The sequence below is a fragment of the Glutamicibacter sp. V16R2B1 genome, assembly GCF_005774635.1.
In the GTDB taxonomy this organism is placed as follows: domain Bacteria; phylum Actinomycetota; class Actinomycetes; order Actinomycetales; family Micrococcaceae; genus Glutamicibacter; species Glutamicibacter creatinolyticus.
Genome location: NZ_VATX01000003.1, coordinates 49952 through 65023 on the forward strand (window position 1 = coordinate 49952; position 15072 = coordinate 65023).

Annotated in this window: 15 protein-coding genes; 5 read left to right on the forward strand and 10 right to left on the reverse strand. The window is 64.9% G+C overall.

Annotation, left to right across the window (positions count from 1 at the left end; all coding sequences use genetic code 11):
- Positions 1-93: 93 nt before the first annotated feature.
- The 4 genes from FDN03_RS01085 to FDN03_RS01100 form a co-directional block, all read right to left on the reverse strand.
- Positions 94-513 (reverse strand): DUF4282 domain-containing protein, encoded by a 420-nt coding sequence (locus tag FDN03_RS01085; protein ID WP_138173270.1) that lies wholly within the window; start codon positions 511-513, stop codon positions 94-96.
- A 364-nt stretch (positions 514-877) separates the two neighbouring features.
- Positions 878-1606, reverse strand: a complete 729-nt coding sequence (locus FDN03_RS01090) for a copper homeostasis protein CutC (RefSeq protein ID WP_138173272.1) — start codon at positions 1604-1606, stop codon at positions 878-880.
- 2 nt (positions 1607-1608) lie between these two features.
- Positions 1609-3150: a M81 family metallopeptidase gene (locus tag FDN03_RS01095; RefSeq protein WP_283205471.1), complete on the reverse strand. Its 1542-nt coding sequence runs from the start codon at positions 3148-3150 to the stop codon at positions 1609-1611.
- 51 nt (positions 3151-3201) lie between these two features.
- Positions 3202-4362: an ROK family transcriptional regulator gene (locus tag FDN03_RS01100; protein ID WP_138173276.1), complete on the reverse strand. Its 1161-nt coding sequence runs from the start codon at positions 4360-4362 to the stop codon at positions 3202-3204.
- Between the two features lie 196 nt (positions 4363-4558).
- Here FDN03_RS01100 and FDN03_RS01105 point away from each other — a divergent pair, with 196 nt between their 5' ends.
- The 5 genes from FDN03_RS01105 (at position 4559) to FDN03_RS01125 (ending at position 11066) form a co-directional block, all read left to right on the forward strand.
- Positions 4559-6412, forward strand: a complete 1854-nt coding sequence (locus tag FDN03_RS01105; protein WP_138173278.1) for a peptide ABC transporter substrate-binding protein — start codon at positions 4559-4561, stop codon at positions 6410-6412.
- Positions 6413-6496: 84 nt separating this feature from the next.
- Positions 6497-7492, forward strand: coding sequence for an ABC transporter permease (locus tag FDN03_RS01110; protein WP_138173280.1), 996 nt, complete (start codon positions 6497-6499; stop codon positions 7490-7492).
- The gene (locus FDN03_RS01115) at positions 7489-8397 is read left to right on the forward strand and encodes an ABC transporter permease (RefSeq protein WP_138173282.1); all 909 of its coding nucleotides are present in this window, start codon (positions 7489-7491) and stop codon (positions 8395-8397) included. The genes FDN03_RS01110 and FDN03_RS01115 overlap by 4 nt, the downstream gene beginning before the upstream one ends.
- Complete coding sequence (locus tag FDN03_RS01120) at positions 8394-10154, forward strand: ABC transporter ATP-binding protein (RefSeq protein ID WP_171021083.1); 1761 nt, start codon at positions 8394-8396, stop codon at positions 10152-10154. The genes FDN03_RS01115 and FDN03_RS01120 overlap by 4 nt, the downstream gene beginning before the upstream one ends.
- Positions 10155-11066, forward strand: coding sequence for an ROK family protein (locus tag FDN03_RS01125; protein ID WP_212743848.1), 912 nt, complete (start codon positions 10155-10157; stop codon positions 11064-11066). It abuts the gene before it with no gap.
- An 81-nt stretch (positions 11067-11147) separates the two neighbouring features.
- Here the strand turns inward: FDN03_RS01125 and FDN03_RS01130 are convergent, their stop codons facing one another.
- The 6 genes from FDN03_RS01130 to FDN03_RS01155 form a co-directional block, all read right to left on the reverse strand.
- Positions 11148-11936: a VOC family protein gene (locus FDN03_RS01130; protein ID WP_138173284.1), complete on the reverse strand. Its 789-nt coding sequence runs from the start codon at positions 11934-11936 to the stop codon at positions 11148-11150.
- A gap of 47 nt (positions 11937-11983) precedes the next feature.
- The gene (locus tag FDN03_RS01135; protein ID WP_138173286.1) at positions 11984-12391 is read right to left on the reverse strand and encodes a VOC family protein; all 408 of its coding nucleotides are present in this window, start codon (positions 12389-12391) and stop codon (positions 11984-11986) included.
- An 18-nt stretch (positions 12392-12409) separates the two neighbouring features.
- A complete protein-coding gene (locus FDN03_RS01140) occupies positions 12410-12844 on the reverse strand; it encodes a helix-turn-helix transcriptional regulator (protein WP_138173288.1) in 435 nt (144 codons plus the stop codon).
- 51 nt (positions 12845-12895) lie between these two features.
- Entirely contained in the window at positions 12896-13192 is a 297-nt protein-coding gene (locus FDN03_RS01145) for a hypothetical protein (protein WP_138173290.1), read from the reverse strand.
- 220 nt (positions 13193-13412) lie between these two features.
- Positions 13413-13775: a hypothetical protein gene (locus tag FDN03_RS01150; protein ID WP_249354162.1), complete on the reverse strand. Its 363-nt coding sequence runs from the start codon at positions 13773-13775 to the stop codon at positions 13413-13415.
- Positions 13776-13958: 183 nt separating this feature from the next.
- Positions 13959-14891, reverse strand: coding sequence for a restriction endonuclease (locus FDN03_RS01155; RefSeq protein ID WP_138173292.1), 933 nt, complete (start codon positions 14889-14891; stop codon positions 13959-13961).
- Positions 14892-15072: the final 181 nt, after the last annotated feature.

A 15072-nucleotide genomic window follows, 5' to 3' on the forward strand; every position in this document is an offset into this window, starting at 1 on the left:
CACCGGTTCACCACCCCAATACAAAACTGCCCTGCGGCAACTGGTTCTCCAGTTGCCGCAGGGCAGTTGCAGTTCCGGCTGAAGGTCCAGGACCTACTGCTGGTACGGGTTGGTCGGGGCTGCCGGTCCGCTTCCGGGCTGGGGCGTGTTCGGCATCTGCGGGTTGGTCGGAGCCGACGGGCCCGCCGGGGACTGCGGCCCGGCCGGGAACTGCGGATCAGTGCCCGGGGCGTGGCCGCCAGCCAGACGCACCAGTTCCGCGGTGTTCTCCGCGGTGCGAATCGCGGCCAGCAGCGATTCAAGGCTGGCGCGGGCCAGGACCAGGTAGAGCAGGACGAAGAGCGGTCCGAGGATCAACAGCGTGAAGATGCCGAAGCCGGTGCTGGCCTGGAAGCTGCTGAACACGGCCACGAGGTAACCGATACCCAGCATCACCATGATCAGGATGTAGACGATCTTGATGATGGTCGGGGTGACGAACCGGCGGAAGTCGAGATCGAAAAGCGCCTTCATGTTTCTCTCACTTTCTTGGGGGCTAGTGACAAACGAGACGTTACCCGATCTTGTGGACAAAAAGGTAGCAGCATGACGTGGAGTGTTTTTGATACACACAAGTTAGACAGACCTCGTTGCCGCGGCCCTCCTGCACGGTCACGGCTCCCCCACCAGGATGACTCCTTGGAAAAGCGCAAAACCCGGTATTCACCAGGGAAAGATCATCCCACCGGTGAATACCGGGCTGCACAGCCACGAACCAGGCCGAAAACGTTCACGGCACGCCAGCGCGAAGCGGAGCTGGCGCTCTGGCGCTCCTTCGGTCAGCAGCGCTGCCCAAGCGCCCAGGCTAGGTCCGCGTGCGGAACATTGGGGCAGGACTTTATGACGCGTCCAGGGCTACCCGGACCTGGTGCACCAGCTCAGCGCTGGTGGCATCGATGTGCCCGCTGCCGCCGCCGGGACCGGCCGCTCCCCCGTTGACGCTGTGCCGGGCGGAGAGGTGGACCCCATCCAAATGGCGCAATCTGGGAATGTCGCCAATGCGTACTCCCCCGCCAGCCTGGATCTGCACGCGCCCTTCTGCCAATTGGTGAAGCTGGGTCAACGTGTCCACGCCGTCGATGGAACGCGTCGCTCCCCCGGAGGTCAGTACCCGGGTGGCGCCGAGCTCGACGAGATCCCGGATGATCCGCTGCGGTTCGATGCCGCGCTCCAGCAAGACGTCCACACAGCGGTGCACGGTGATTTCGGCATCCGGGTTCACGCTGCGTGCGGCGGTGGCCAGCTGGCCGAGCACCGGCAGGTCCAAGGCGCTCTCTGCACCGTCCAGTGCTCCGATCACCACGCCCTGCGCGCCAAGCTCCATGCTGCAGACGATGTCCGCGACCATTGCCTCAACCTCGGTGACATCGTAGACGTATCCGCCGGGCCTGGGACGGATCAGCACGTGAACCGGCAGGCCCACCTCGATGGTGGTGCGCAGGATCCCCACCGAGGGGGTCAGCCCTCCGGTGGACAGTGCCGAGCACAGCTCCACCCGCTCGGCCCCCTCACTGCAGGCGATGCGGGCACCGGCAGCGTCCTGGACCGCGATTTCCAGTACGGGCATGGCTAGGCTCCGTGCGGGCGGGCTGCGAACAGCTGGGCGCCAAGGTCCGGGTCTTCCATGTCCTGGTCGAACGGGAACATGGGACGCTCGATCTTTCGGTGGCCCAGGCGCAGCAGGTCCTGGTCCACGCCGCCGGGGGTCAGTGCGAGCATCCATCCTTCAGCCAGGTCGAACAGTTCCGGTTCCAGGTAGCCGATCTTGACCACGACGAGGTCAAAGTCGGTGGCCTGCAGCCCGGCGGCGGCGAAGTCGGAACGGGTGTGGTAGGGCTTGCGCCGTTCGGTGATGATGGCGTGCACCCCACCGACCCGCACCACGGCGACCCGCCCACTGGTGGCATCCCCGTCGGTAAGGCTGTGCACGACGCCGATGAGCTCTGCGGGACCGGAATGCACGTGGTCCACCCGCGCCCCGGCCTCCAGGCTGATCTCGGCACCCAGCCCGGCCTCGAAGCACGCGGCCACGGCCGGGGCATCAAAGACCGAGGCGACCACGACGCGCGGGGAATCCTGCCCGGTGAGCCGTTCATCGGCCAGCAGTTCGCGCAGCGTCCAGGTCACGTCCCCGGATCCGCCGGCGGTCGGGTTGTCCCCGGAATCGGAGATCACGTAGGGGCGCGGCGCGTCTTCGGCCAGCGCGGCGGCCAGGCATTCCTCCAGGGAGGCGGCCGGGGCCACGAACTTGAAGTCCGCGCGGGCCTGCCAGTAGCGCTTGCCCAGCTCGGTGGCCTGCTGCCCGATCAGTTCGGCGTCATCACCGGTGACCACCACGGTGGCGTAGCAGCGCGGTTCATCGGCCCAGGCGTAGCCCACCCAAATCGAGGCGTCGGTGACCCCGTCCAGGGCTTCAATGCCCGGGATGGCGGCATAGATGCCCTTGGCCGGTTCCAGCCGGGTGGAGGTCTTCTCCCCGGGCAGCAGCACCGGGATCCGCACGAACGCCTTGTGCGGTGCCCCGGCACCGGATTGCAGCCGATCCACCAGGTTGCGCAGGGCGCGCTGCTTGGTTTCCTGCTCATCCTCGTGCGGGGCCATGCGGTAGCAGGTGATCAGGTCGCACTGCTCAACCAGATCGGCGGTGACGTTGCCGTGCAAGTCCATGGTGGCCGAAACCAGGCAGCGCGGTGTACCGGCCTTCTGGCTTTCCTCATCCAGGGCGCTGCGCACGGCGCGGGCCAGGTCCGCCTCCGCGTCCTGGCGCCCCAGCACGGTCATGGCGCCATGGATGTCAAAGAAGAAACCATCGAACGGGCCGTGCTCGTGGATCATGGCGATCAGATCGCGCTTGAGCGTCTCATACACTTCAGGCTCAACCATGCCTCCGGGCAGGGAGCGGGCGTGGACCAGCGGGATGGCGGTGAACGCGGCGTCCAGGGCGGCGTCATAGTTCTCGTGCTCAGGCTGCAGGAAACTGTACCGGCCCATCAGCGCGTCATCGGGGGTGAAGTTGAAGGCCTCGAATCCCGAACGGTGCGGGGAGAAGTTCGAGGCTTCAATCGACATGCCGCCGAAGCCGATTTTCAGTGCTGCAGGGGTTGGGTTCACGAGACGGTTTCCTTTCATGGAGGGTCGTGGCGCCTGAGCGCCGCCCACCGGCTAGGCCGGCGGGTCTGAAAATTCTGCGGGGAGGCTGGGCTGGCTCAGCAACTCGATCAAGGCGATCTCCGCGGCGCCAATCAGCCCGGCGTGTGCCCCGGCCATTGCCGCTTCCACGCGCAGCCCGGAGGTGGCCATGGGCAGGCAGCGTTCATAAAGCTGGGAGCGCACCGCAGCCACGTAGACGCTGGCGCTGGACAGGGTGCCGGTGAGGTAGACGTCCCCGGGATTAAAGAAGTTCACTACGGTGCTCAGCGCGAGCCCGAGTTGCCGGCCGGCCTCGCGCACCACTCCATTGGCGGCCGGGTGCCCGTCACGCACCAGCTGGATCACGTCGTGGATGTCATCGACATGGGTGCCTACCGCGGCCAGGTCGCGCACGATGGCCGCGCCGGAGGCAATGGTTTCCAGGCAGCCGCGGTTGCCGCAGGAGCACAACCGGTCCCCGGCGGCCTCGACCTTGGTGTGCGTGATGTCCCCGGCGGCGTAGGAGGAGCCGCGGAAGAGTTCGCCGTTGGCCATGATGCCCGAGCCGATGCCGGATCCGGCGATCAGCGTGATCGAGTTGGCGGCGGCGTCATCGCCCCGGGTCAGGTACTCCCCCAGCGCCGCGAGGTTCGCATCGTTGTCCATGTTCACCGGTATGCCCATTTTTTGCCGGGCCATCTCGGCCACCGGCTGGTTGTGCCAGCCGGGCATGCGCGAGGGCGAGACGACCACGCCTCGCTCCACATCCACCGGTCCGGGCAGACACAGGCCCACCGCCAACAGCTGTCCGCCATCCTCGGCCGCCACCTGCCTCAGCGCAGCCCAGAGAGTGTCCAAGGTGGCATCCACGCCCTGACCGACATCGATCCGCACTTCGCGGATGGACAGGATTTTGCGGGACATGTCCGCCACCCCAACCCGCGCGTGGCGCGAACCCATGGAGATCACCCCAAGGCGTCCGGACTGGTAACGCAAGGTCAGCAGCTTGCCGGGGCGTCCGCCACGGGAGAGCGCGGCACCGCCTTCAACGATGAGCCCGGCCTCGGTCAGTTCATTGACTTTTGCCGAGATCGTGGAGGGGGCCAGTTCAAACTCGCGGGCCAGGGCCGAGCGGGTGACTGGTTCAACAGCGATGCGATGGATGATGTCCGCCGCCAGGTTTCCTGAAGCCATGAACACATCCTCTCATTGGGCGCATACGACGCTTTCTATTACCAAGATTCGCAAAACTTTTTTCGATTCAGGTGCAAGTCCTAGCTCTCGTGACCTATACTACACATAGTTTGATCATAAGTATCAATACTTTGTTCGATGTTGAATAAAGGTTGGCGGCGGATCGTCAGCCACTCACACCGTTAGCGAGGAACTCATGGCTTTCGACCAGAGACGCATGAAAAAGTCCGTCACCGCCGGCCTGGCAGCGCTGGCGCTGCTGCTCACCGGTTGCGGCGGGGCAAACAGCAACACCAACTCCGCCACCGACGGCGACAGCGATGCCGCGGCCAAGACCGTGCCGGCCGGCGTGGACACCAACACCGTGAACTACGCCCTGCCGCCGAACGCCACGCCAAACTGGATCCTGCCGATCGGCGTGGCCGGCAAGATGGCCACCCACAACTCCTCCATCCACCAGGCCCTGTGGTCCCCGATGTTCACCTTCGACGGCTCCAAGGGCGAAATGGCCATGGACACCGAAACCGGCATCGCCGACAAGGTGGAATACTCCGAGGACGGCAAGCAGGTCACCTTCCACATGCGTGACATGCACTGGTCCGACGGAGAACCGATCACCACCCGCGACGTGGAATTCTGGTTCAACCTGATCAAGGCGAACAAGGAACAGTGGGGCGGGTACAAGGAAGGCCGTCTGCCGGACAACATCACCGACGTGGAGTACACCGACGAGAAGACCTTCACCGTCACCTTCGACAAGGTCTACAACCAGGACTGGCTGAACTCCGGCCAGCTGGCTTCCGTGCGCCCGTTGCCGCACCATGCCTGGGCCAAGACCAGCCAGGACGGCAAGGTCGGGGACGCGGACCGCACCGAGAAGGGCGCCAAGGAGATCTTCAAGTTCCTGATGAAGGAATCGGAGAACATCTCGGACTACGTGGAGAACCCGCTGTGGAAGGTGGTCTCCGGCCCGTTCACCCTCGGCGGCTTTGACAACTCCGGCAAGGTCACGCTGGAGAAGAACGAAAACTACGACGGCAAGGACGCCGCCCAGGTCCAGACCGTGAACCTGCTGCCGTTCACCTCCGCCGACGCCGAAGTGAACCTGCTGCGCTCCAAGGGCATTGACTACGGCTACATTCCCACCTCACTGCTGAACCAGCAGCAGCAGTTCCAGGCGAACAACTACAACATGGACCCCTGGGAAGGGTGGGCCATCACCTACATGCCCTACAACTTCAACAACCCGAAGATGGGCGATGTCTTCAAGCAGCTCTACGTGCGCCAGGCGCTGCAGTCCTCGGTGGACCAGAGCACCATCTCCGAAAAGGTCTGGATGGGCGGGGCCAACCCGGTCTATGGCCCGGTGCCGCAGGACATCGAGTCCCACTACCTTTCCGACACCCAGAAGAACAACCCCTACCCGTACGACATCGAAAAGGCCAAGCAGCTGTTCGCCGACCACGGCTGGAAGGCCGGCAGCGACGGCATCCTGGTCTGCGAGTCGGCCGGCACCGGGGACTCGGACTGCGGCGAGGGCATCAAGGAAGGCACCAAGATGGAGCTGACCATGATGGTGCAAAACGGTTCGGAGGAGGCGGACAAGCAGTTCGCCGCCATCCAGTCCTCCTTCCGTGAGGCCGGGGTCGCGGTGAGCTTCGACCGCGCGCCGCTGAACTCGGTGCTCAACCGCACCGTGCCGTGTGAGGCCGACTCCTCGGACTGCAACTGGCAGTTCTCCTACTTCGGTGCCGCCGGCTCCTGGTACTTCCCGGCCTACCCGACCGGGGAGCGCATCTTCGCCACCGGCGCCTCGGTGAACTTCGGCAACTACTCCAACCCGAAGGCCGATGAGCTGATGACCAAGGCGCTGGAGAGCAACGACCCGCAGATCATGCAGGACTACTCGGCGCTGCTGGCCGAGGACCTGCCGGTGATGTGGCTGCCCAACCCGGTCTACCAGGTCTCGGTGATCCGCGACGGCATGACCGGCACCACCCAGGACCCGACCGGGAACTTCTTCCCGCAGCGCTGGGGCTGGAACAAGTAATACCTGCGGTGTGTCCGTGGCCCGGCGCCGTTGCGCGGGGCCGGGCCGCGGGCAGGCACACAACTTTTGAAAGGACTATCGCCGATGACGACTACCGCCGTCCGGGATAATTCGAATATCCGCCTCTTCGGGCTGTTCATGATCAAACGCCTGGTGCAGGCCGCGGTGGTGATCGCCATTGTGTCGGTCATCGTCTTCCTGCTGCTGCAGGCACTGCCCGGGGGCCCGGCCCGCGGCATTCTGGGCCAGGCGGCCACGCCCGCCCAGATCGAGGCCTTCAACCATGAGATGGGCTTCGACCTGCCGCTGATCCAGCAGTACTTCAACTACGTCAGCCAGTGGCTGACCGGGGACCTGGGCCGCTCGTTCGTGATGAACGAGGACGTCTCCTCGCTGATCGCCCAGCGCCTGCCCAAGACCCTGATCCTGGCGATCGCCGCCGTGGGCGGGGCCCTGCTGGTCTCCATCCCGCTGGGGATGGCCCAGGCGCTGCGCCGCAACAAGCCCTTTGACTACATCATCACCGGCATCAACTTCGTGGTCTACTCCACCCCCAGCTTCTTTCTGGGCCTGCTGCTGATCATGTTCTTCGCCCAGCTGCTGGGCATCCTTCCGGCCAGCGCCCCGCAGGGCAACACCGTGGGCGAAATCCTGGCCCAGCCCAAGGAAATGGTGCTGCCGGTGCTCACCAGCGGGCTGGCCGGGGTGGCCACCTTCTCCCGCTACATGCGCTCCTCCACCATTGACAACCTGCACGAGGACTACGTGCGCACCGCCCGGGCCAAGGGCACCGCGATGAAGCGGGTCGTGGCCCGCCACGTGCTGCGCAACTCGCTGACCCCGGTGGTGACCATGCTCGGCTACTACCTGCCGGTGATGTTCGGCGGGGCGCTGGTGGTGGAGCAGCTGTTCAACTACCCGGGCATGGGCCTGCTGTTCTGGAATGCGGCACAGACCACCGACTTCCCGGTGCTGCTGGGCTGCATCCTGGTGATCTCCCTGGCCACCGTGATCGGCTCGCTGCTGGCCGACATCACCCAGTTCATCCTCGATCCGCGTTCCCGTGGAGGCGTCAAATGAGTGAGACAACCAAGAACCCGACGGCCCCGGCCACCCCGGCGCGCAGCTCCGAGGCGGCGATGAGCCCGACCAGGCGCGCGGTGCGCCAGTTCTTCTCCAACAAGCTCGCGGTGCTGGGCACCGCCATCCTGGTGGCCCTGGTGCTCTTCAGCTTCCTGGGACCACTGTTGTACCCCACCGAACAGGTCTCCACGAACCTGATGGCCTCCAACCTCACCCCCGGGGAGCAGGGGCACGTGCTGGGCACCGACGGGCTGGGCTATGACGTGCTCGGCCGGCTGATGGTCGCCGGGCAGACCTCCATCCTGGTGGGGCTTGCCGCCGGCGTGCTGGCCACCGTGATCGGCACCCTGTGGGGTTCAATCGCCGGCTACGCCGGGGGCTGGGTGGACGCGGTGATGATGCGCATCGTAGATGCGGGCATCGCGGTGCCCGGCATCTTCCTGCTGCTGGTGATCTCCGCGATCGTGCGCCCCAGTGAGTCCATGATGGTGCTGATCATCGGCCTGGTCTCCTGGCTGGTGCCCGCGCGCCTGACCCGTGCCGAGGCCCTGAGCCTGAAGACCCGGGACTACGTGCTGGCGGTGAAGGCCACCGGCGGCAGCAACACCCGCGCCGTGGTGCGCCACATCATCCCGAACACCATCGGCACCGTCGTGGTCAACGCGACCTTCCAGGTGGCTGACGCGATCCTGCTGATCGCCTACATCTCCTTCCTGGGCATGGGCCTGCAGCCGCCGGCCACCGACTGGGGCGCGATGCTCAGCGAGGGCATCTCCTCGGTCTACTCCGGGGCCTGGTGGCTGATCTTCCCGGCGGGCATCGCCATTGTTCTTGTAGTTTGTGCGTTCAACTTCATCGGTGATGGGTTGCGCGACATGTTTGATGTGCGAGGTCAGCAGTGAACCAGAACCCTACCCCCGAATCCACCCGGCGGGCGCGCCGCGCGGCCGAGCCGGCCGAGGTGGCGCTGCAGGTGTCGGACCTGGAAGTGGACTTCGTGACCAAGAACCGCACCGTCAACGCGGTGCGCGGGGTCAGCTTCGAGGTCAACCGCGGCGAGGTGCTGGCGGTGGTCGGTGAATCCGGCTCCGGCAAGACCATCACCTCCCTGGCGGCGCTGGGCCTGCTGCCCAGCACCGCCCGCACCCGCGGTTCCCTGCAGGTCGCCGGGCACCAGGTGCTGGGCAGCCCGGACTCGATGATGGACACGTTGCGCGGCAACGTGGTCTCCATGGTCTTCCAGGAGCCGATGACCGCCCTGAACCCGTCCATGAAAATCGGTGCGCAGATCGCCGAGGCGATCCTGAACCACACCGAGGCCAGCAAGGCCCAGGCCCACGAGCGGGCGGTGAGCCTGCTGGAGAAGGTCGGCATCCCCGACCCGGTCGGCAAGGCCCGCAACTATCCACACCAGCTCTCCGGCGGCCAGCGCCAACGCGTGGTCATCGCCATCGCCCTGGCCTGCAACCCGGCGGTGATCATCGCCGACGAACCGACCACGGCACTGGATGTGACGGTGCAGGCCGAGATCCTGGAGCTGTTGCGCCAGCTGGTGCGCGAAACCAACACCGCCCTGGTGCTGATCACCCACAACATGGGGGTCGTGGCCGACCTGGCCGACCGGGTGGTGGTGATGAAGTCCGGGCTCGTGGTGGAAAGCGGACCGGCGTTCGAGGTGCTGCGCACCCCCACCGATCCCTACACCCAGGCGCTGCTGGCCGCGGTGCCCAAGCTGCCGCAGATGCAGCTTGAGCAGCGGGAAGTCAGCGCCCAGACCGTGCCCGACGCCCAGGAGGCACCACGCCGCGCGGCCGGGGAGGAAATCCTGGTGATGGGTGAGGTCTGCGTGGACTTCACCTCCGGCACCCGCAAGATCCGGGCGGTGGACCACGCCGAGCTGGTGATCCACCAGAACCAGATCGTCGGGCTGGTGGGCGAGTCCGGTTCGGGCAAGTCCACCCTGGGCCGGGTCCCGCTCGGGCTGGTGCCGTTGAGCTCCGGCAGGGTGGAACTGTTCGGCCAGGACATCTCCGGCCTGTCCCGCCGGGCGCTGCGCCGGCTGCGCTCCCGGCTGGGCATCATCTTCCAGGACCCGGGCGGCTCCCTGGACCCGCGCATGACCCTGGGCGATTCGATTGCCGAGCCGATGATCATGCACCGCAAGGAGCTGGCCGACCCCGGCCGCGGCTTCCGCGAGCGCCGGGTCGCCGAACTGATTGACGCGGTCCGCCTGCCCAAGGACACGGCGCTGCGCTACCCGCATGAGCTCTCCGGTGGGCAGCGCCAGCGCATCGGCCTGGCCCGGGCGCTGGCCCTGGCCCCGAAGCTGCTGATCGCCGACGAGCCGACCAGCGCCCTGGACGTCTCGGTGCAGGACGAGGTGCTCACCCTGCTGCTGGAGCTGCAGCAGGAGCACGGCTTCGGCTGCCTGTTCATCAGCCACGACCTGGCGGTGGTGCATTCGGTGTGCGACTCGGTCAGCGTGATGCGTCAGGGCCAGGTCCTGGAGTCCGGTCCGGCGGCCCGGGTGCTCACCGACCCGCAGCAGGACTACACCCGGCAGCTGCTGGCCTCGGTCCCCTCCCCGGATCCAGAAGCCCAGGCGCTGCGCCGCCAGGCCCGCCGGGAACTGCTCGCACTTGGAAGTGAAGGGAAATAGTTGAAGGCACGACTAGGAATAGACATCGGCGGCACCGGGATCTCGGCGGTGATGCTGGATCCGGCCGGCCAGGTGCTGGCCAAGTGTGCCACCCCCTCCCCGGCCTCCGAGGGCGGGGACGCCATGGTGCAGGCCGTGCGCCGGGTCAGTGTCGAGGCAATCGCCCAGTCCGGGGCCACCCCGATCAGTGCCGGGGTCGGTGCCGCCGGGGTGATTGACGCGCACGGCGTGGTCAGGGTGGCCAGCGACTCGTTTAGCGGCTGGCAGGGCTACCATCTGGGGGCCAACCTGCAGCGGGCGCTGTCCATGCCGGTGAGCATCGGCAACGACGTGGCCGCATTCGTGCTGGCCGAACAGTTCTACGGGGCCGGGTACGGGCACCCCAACTTCTTCGGCATCACGCTGGGCACCGGGGTCGGCGGCGGACTGGTGCTCGGCGGGCGGCTGTTCACCGGGGAGCACGGCGCGGCCGCGGAAATCGGGCACATTCCCGGCTTCGGCGAGCGCCTGTGCACCTGTGGCCGGCTCGGCCACCTGGAAACCCTGGCCTCGGGCCGCTCGGTGGCGGCACGCTACTACGAGATGACCGGTTCTCCGCTGACCGCCCAGCAGGTGGCCCAGGCCGCCCGGCAGGGCGATGGCGCGGCGCAGCAAATTTTCCAGGAGGCCGGCGAGGGGCTGGCCCAGGCGGCCCTGGTGGTTTCCGGGCTGCTGGATCTGTCCGCCTTCGTGATCGGTGGCGGGCTGGCCCGTTCCTGGGATCTGCTGGAACCGGTTATCGGCGCCACACTGGAGGAGATCCCGCCCATTTCCGGGCATCCGGTGCAGATCCTGCCCAGCGAGCTGGGCAGTGAGGCGGTCGCCATCGGCGCGGCCCTGTTCCCGGCGCAGGCCGAGAGCGTGGCCGCCTAGCAAGCGGCAGCATGTCAGTGGCGGCGACTCCTCCCTCATCGGGACGCAGTCGCCGCCACTTTTGTGTTCCGGCGGGTTTGCCTACACCGGGCTGGTGAGCTTCCAGCCGTACCCGGCCGGGTCGGTAAAGCCGGCATGCCATTGGCCGTCCTGCTGGTGCGGTTCCAGAACGTTCCCGGCTCCCGCGGCTCGTGCCGTATCCAGCAGTGCCTGCAGTGCGTCCCGGGACGCCGCATGATGGCAGAGGGTCAGGGCACCGTTATGGCCCTTGCCCTCGTCGTTGACCCCGACGTCCTTGGCCAGCCCCTTGCGCGGCAGCAGCCCCAGCCGGAAACCGCCCTCGGTGAGCTGGAAGTCAATGAACTTGTCCCCGTAATCGTGGCGGGTAAGCATTCCCAGCTGCTGGTAGAAGGTGGCGGTCTGCTGGGGCTGCTCAACCCCCAACAGGACCAGCAGCTCATTCGGCTTGGGCGAGGCCTGCCCGGTGGCGGAGTTCTTCTTGGTGGCCGCGGAGACTTTCCAGATCGCTCCCTGCGGGGCGTGGAAGGAGGCGGAGTAGTCCCCGAAGAACTGTTTCTTGGCCGGTTTGATCATCCGCGCCCCCTGCTGGTGCGCCGCGCCCAGCAGCTGGTCCACATCAGTGGGCTGCTGGAGAATGACACCGAGGACATACCCGTCAAAGGCCGGGCTTGCCGGGGGTGTTCCCTCCCCCGGGACAATGTGCAGCTGACCCTTACCGTGGATATTCAGCGGTGTATCGGCGGCATCAGTGGCATTGGCGTCATTGAGCGCGAAGGCTTGGCGGTAAAAGGAGTGGCTGGCCACAGGGTCGGAGGATCTGAGCCGAACCATATCCAGGCGAAGCGGCATTTTGGTTCCTTGTCGAAGTTCGGCGGCTTTCGGTGACGCTGGGGCGCCTACGCCTGGTTGATGCGGATGAGGTTGCCTGCCGGATCACGGAAGGCGCAGTCCCGCACCCCATAATCCTGATCCATGGGCTCCTGAACCACGTCGGCGCCCGCGGCCTCGAGCCGTGAAAACAGCCCATCAAGGTCATCGCTGGAAAGGGTCAGCGCCGTATAGGCGCCCTTGGCGATCAGCTGAAGGATGGTGGCGCGTTCTTCCTCGTTGATACCCGGGTCCACTGCCGGCGGATGCAGCACGATGGAGGTTTCCGGCTGGCCCACCGGACCAACCGTAATCCAGCGCATGTCCTGGTATCCGACATCCTTGCGGACCTCGAATCCCAGGGCATCGCGGTAGAACCCCAGGGCGGCTTCGCCGTCGGTGTGCGGCAGGAATGCGTAGTTGATTTTGATGTCCATGCCTAAAAGCTACCAGCGCTATTTCGCGGCGGCTTCTTGATTCCTGACCGGTCTGGTGACCTGCCGTGACTGGCAGGGAGGGATCCCCGGGCTGCTGGGCGAATGCTCATGCCGGTACACGCTGGGCGCGACTCCTACCAGCTCGGTGAAGCGGGTGCTAAATGTCCCCAATGAGGAAAAGCCCACCATGAAGCAGGCGTCGGTGACGCTGACATCTCCGCGGCGCAGCAGGGTCATCGCACGTTCGATTCGCCGGGTCATCAAATACGAGTATGGGGACTCCCCATAGATGCGCCGGAACTCCCGGCTCAGGTGGCCGCTGGAGATATGCGCGTCGCGCGCCAACGCCTCAAGGTTCAGTGGCTGGGCATACTCCCGGTCGATCCGGTCGCGTACCCGGCGGATCAGCACGATGCTTTGGAGTTTGTGCCCTTCGGCTTTCGAGGCGCCCATGCCGCTATTCTTTCACGTCCTGTTGAAGGGGTTTCGGTGACAAGGCAGCGTCTAGAGCGTGAGGCGCTGAATGATGACCGGAAGCATCATCAGGAAGGAAATCAGCGATATCGCCGCAACCGTGTACCCGATAAAAAGTGCGGAGCGGGCCAGCAGCACTCCCCTGCCCGGGGTGGTCTTCAGCTGATGCAGGGCCACGTGGCCTGCACCGACGGCGAAGATCGCCACGGTTGCCAGGTCGAAGAACCAAAGGGCGAAAACGCTTAGAAGTGCGATGACGAATGCAAAAACAGAAATCTTGTTCAACGGCTGCGACCGGATGGATTCGGTGGTTAGTGCTGCGCTCATCGCATTGACCTCCACAGTCATCGTCAACTTTGAGCGTACCCCACCCAGGAGCAGCGCCAGATTGCCGTACGCAACATAAGGTAGGAAACAGTACCCCGCCGCAGTCCAAGAAACCGGGCAGGAATTCCAAAGCCGAAGGCTCATTCCGGTTCTGCATCGCCCTGTGCGCAGGGGCCGACCGGTTTGCGCGCTTCGAGCTGTCTGCTGACGGTTGCCAGGTTTATGCGGTGGCGGTGGCCCCAGGCCTGCCCATTGTCAGGCCAAGAGAAATCCATGCGAGAACCGGAACAGCGGCGATGACAGCGGTGGCGCCAAAGGGAAGTATCGAGTTCGAGGTCAGAACAAACGCGGTGCCCATGACGGAGAAAGTACTGGCCATAATCCCTAGGACAGGGACGACAAGTTGAGCATCCCGCCCGGATTCCGACGTGGCCGCAATCCCCACGGCCAGCATCGCCGCCGCTGCCAACAGGGGGACGATGGTCAGTCCGTTCGCTCCGGTAAAGATCGAACCGGTAGCCAAGCAGACCGCAACGAAGACCTTGAGACGAGAAGACATTCCGAACATTGCAGTTTCCGGCATGGATTCAACCCTTCGTTGCTGGCTGGAGCCTGGCGTGCAGGAAAACCACCGGTCCAGCCGTGGAAGTACGTGCAAACTACGATAACCAGCTTGGCTCGCTTTAGCGAACGCTGAGCGTCGGCCCGATGCTTTCCTCTGCTGTCCCCGCGGCAGGGTGGAAGTTAGCTCTGTGCCTCAGCCCTGCTAGTCGAAGAAATCCTCGTCCACTTCAACGACGTCGTATGTCTGCTTTACTTGAACACCGACCCGGTACTTGATCATCAAGGAAACCAGTCTCTTCCCGTCGATCAGGATGACCCGCGACTGGATCCCGGATGCGTAGTCACGAGCGTGCTGGGTAAATGTGCTGGTGGTGATGAAGACTCCGCGGCTCGCGCCAAATCCGTGCAGTGCACCAATGAATGCCTGGATTGTTTCGCGCCCGACGCTGTTGCCTTCCTTGTACCGCTTTGCCTGGACGTAGATTCGTTCCAGGCCCAAGGCGTCCTGGTCAATGACGCCATCGACTCCCCCGTCACCGGTACCGCCTATACGTCGCCCACGCTGCTCGGCCCCTCCATAGCTCATGGCCAGCAACAGCTTGACGACGGCCTCTTCAAAGAAATCGGGGTGGCTGTCGCGTAAGCGCGTCAGCAGGTGTTCCCCCACATCTTTGGTGATTCTGTTAATCCCGAATTCGATCTGTTCGATGGGATCATCCACTACCTGTACCAAGACGGCTTCATCCTTGGGCAGGGCCGTTTTCTTTCCCTGGGGCCAAAATGGTTCGAAGATCTTGTTGGCTTCCGAGAGTGAGTCCAATCCATTGGGATGCTCTGCTGCCCATCTGCGGCCGGCTTCGGTAATCCGGTAGTTGCCACGCGTTGGCCGTTCTATCCATCCGGCCTTGGTCAGGTGGCTGAAGGCCCAGCCCAGTCGCTGTTCGGCACGCAAACCACCGGAGTTGAGGGTCTCTTCTCGGGCAGATTTTGAGAGGCCAGCTGCTTCAATGGATCGGTGAATCAGATCCCGGCGGTGCACGATACTTCCATCTTCGAGTACCGTCAGCACAGGCAAAATGAACTTCGGCCAGACCGGCACCTCGGATTGTCCTTGTTCTGGGACTGGTTCGCTCATTGCTTGTCCTTGGGATCCGCAGGGGTGAGGTTCTACATTCTGGTCATATCAGAGGTGGGATCACAAGAAGGCGCAGCTAACAACATACATTCCAAAACACGGTTGCCTCTACCGTGGTTTGCCAAGTCATCAAGGATACAGAAATCCCCGACACCGCAATGAGCTCATCCGACTTTCGTCG

What these genes read in the sequence shown, in the direction of transcription:
- FDN03_RS01100 (WP_138173276.1), bottom strand. Translation starts at nt 4,362, where the DNA reads ATGGCTTCAGGAAACCTGGCGGCGGACATCATCCATCGCATCGCTGTT.
- FDN03_RS01085 (WP_138173270.1), bottom strand. Translation starts at nt 513, where the DNA reads ATGAAGGCGCTTTTCGATCTCGACTTCCGCCGGTTCGTCACCCCGACC.
- FDN03_RS01135 (WP_138173286.1), bottom strand. Translation starts at nt 12,391, where the DNA reads ATGGACATCAAAATCAACTACGCATTCCTGCCGCACACCGACGGCGAA.
- FDN03_RS01140 (WP_138173288.1), bottom strand. Translation starts at nt 12,844, where the DNA reads ATGGGCGCCTCGAAAGCCGAAGGGCACAAACTCCAAAGCATCGTGCTG.
- FDN03_RS01150 (WP_249354162.1), bottom strand. Translation starts at nt 13,775, where the DNA reads ATGCCGGAAACTGCAATGTTCGGAATGTCTTCTCGTCTCAAGGTCTTC.
- FDN03_RS01155 (WP_138173292.1), bottom strand. Translation starts at nt 14,891, where the DNA reads ATGAGCGAACCAGTCCCAGAACAAGGACAATCCGAGGTGCCGGTCTGG.
- FDN03_RS01110 (WP_138173280.1), top strand. Translation starts at nt 6,497, where the DNA reads ATGACGACTACCGCCGTCCGGGATAATTCGAATATCCGCCTCTTCGGG.
- FDN03_RS01105 (WP_138173278.1), top strand. Translation starts at nt 4,559, where the DNA reads ATGGCTTTCGACCAGAGACGCATGAAAAAGTCCGTCACCGCCGGCCTG.
- FDN03_RS01145 (WP_138173290.1), bottom strand. Translation starts at nt 13,192, where the DNA reads ATGAGCGCAGCACTAACCACCGAATCCATCCGGTCGCAGCCGTTGAAC.
- FDN03_RS01115 (WP_138173282.1), top strand. Translation starts at nt 7,489, where the DNA reads ATGAGTGAGACAACCAAGAACCCGACGGCCCCGGCCACCCCGGCGCGC.
- FDN03_RS01130 (WP_138173284.1), bottom strand. Translation starts at nt 11,936, where the DNA reads ATGCCGCTTCGCCTGGATATGGTTCGGCTCAGATCCTCCGACCCTGTG.
- FDN03_RS01090 (WP_138173272.1), bottom strand. Translation starts at nt 1,606, where the DNA reads ATGCCCGTACTGGAAATCGCGGTCCAGGACGCTGCCGGTGCCCGCATC.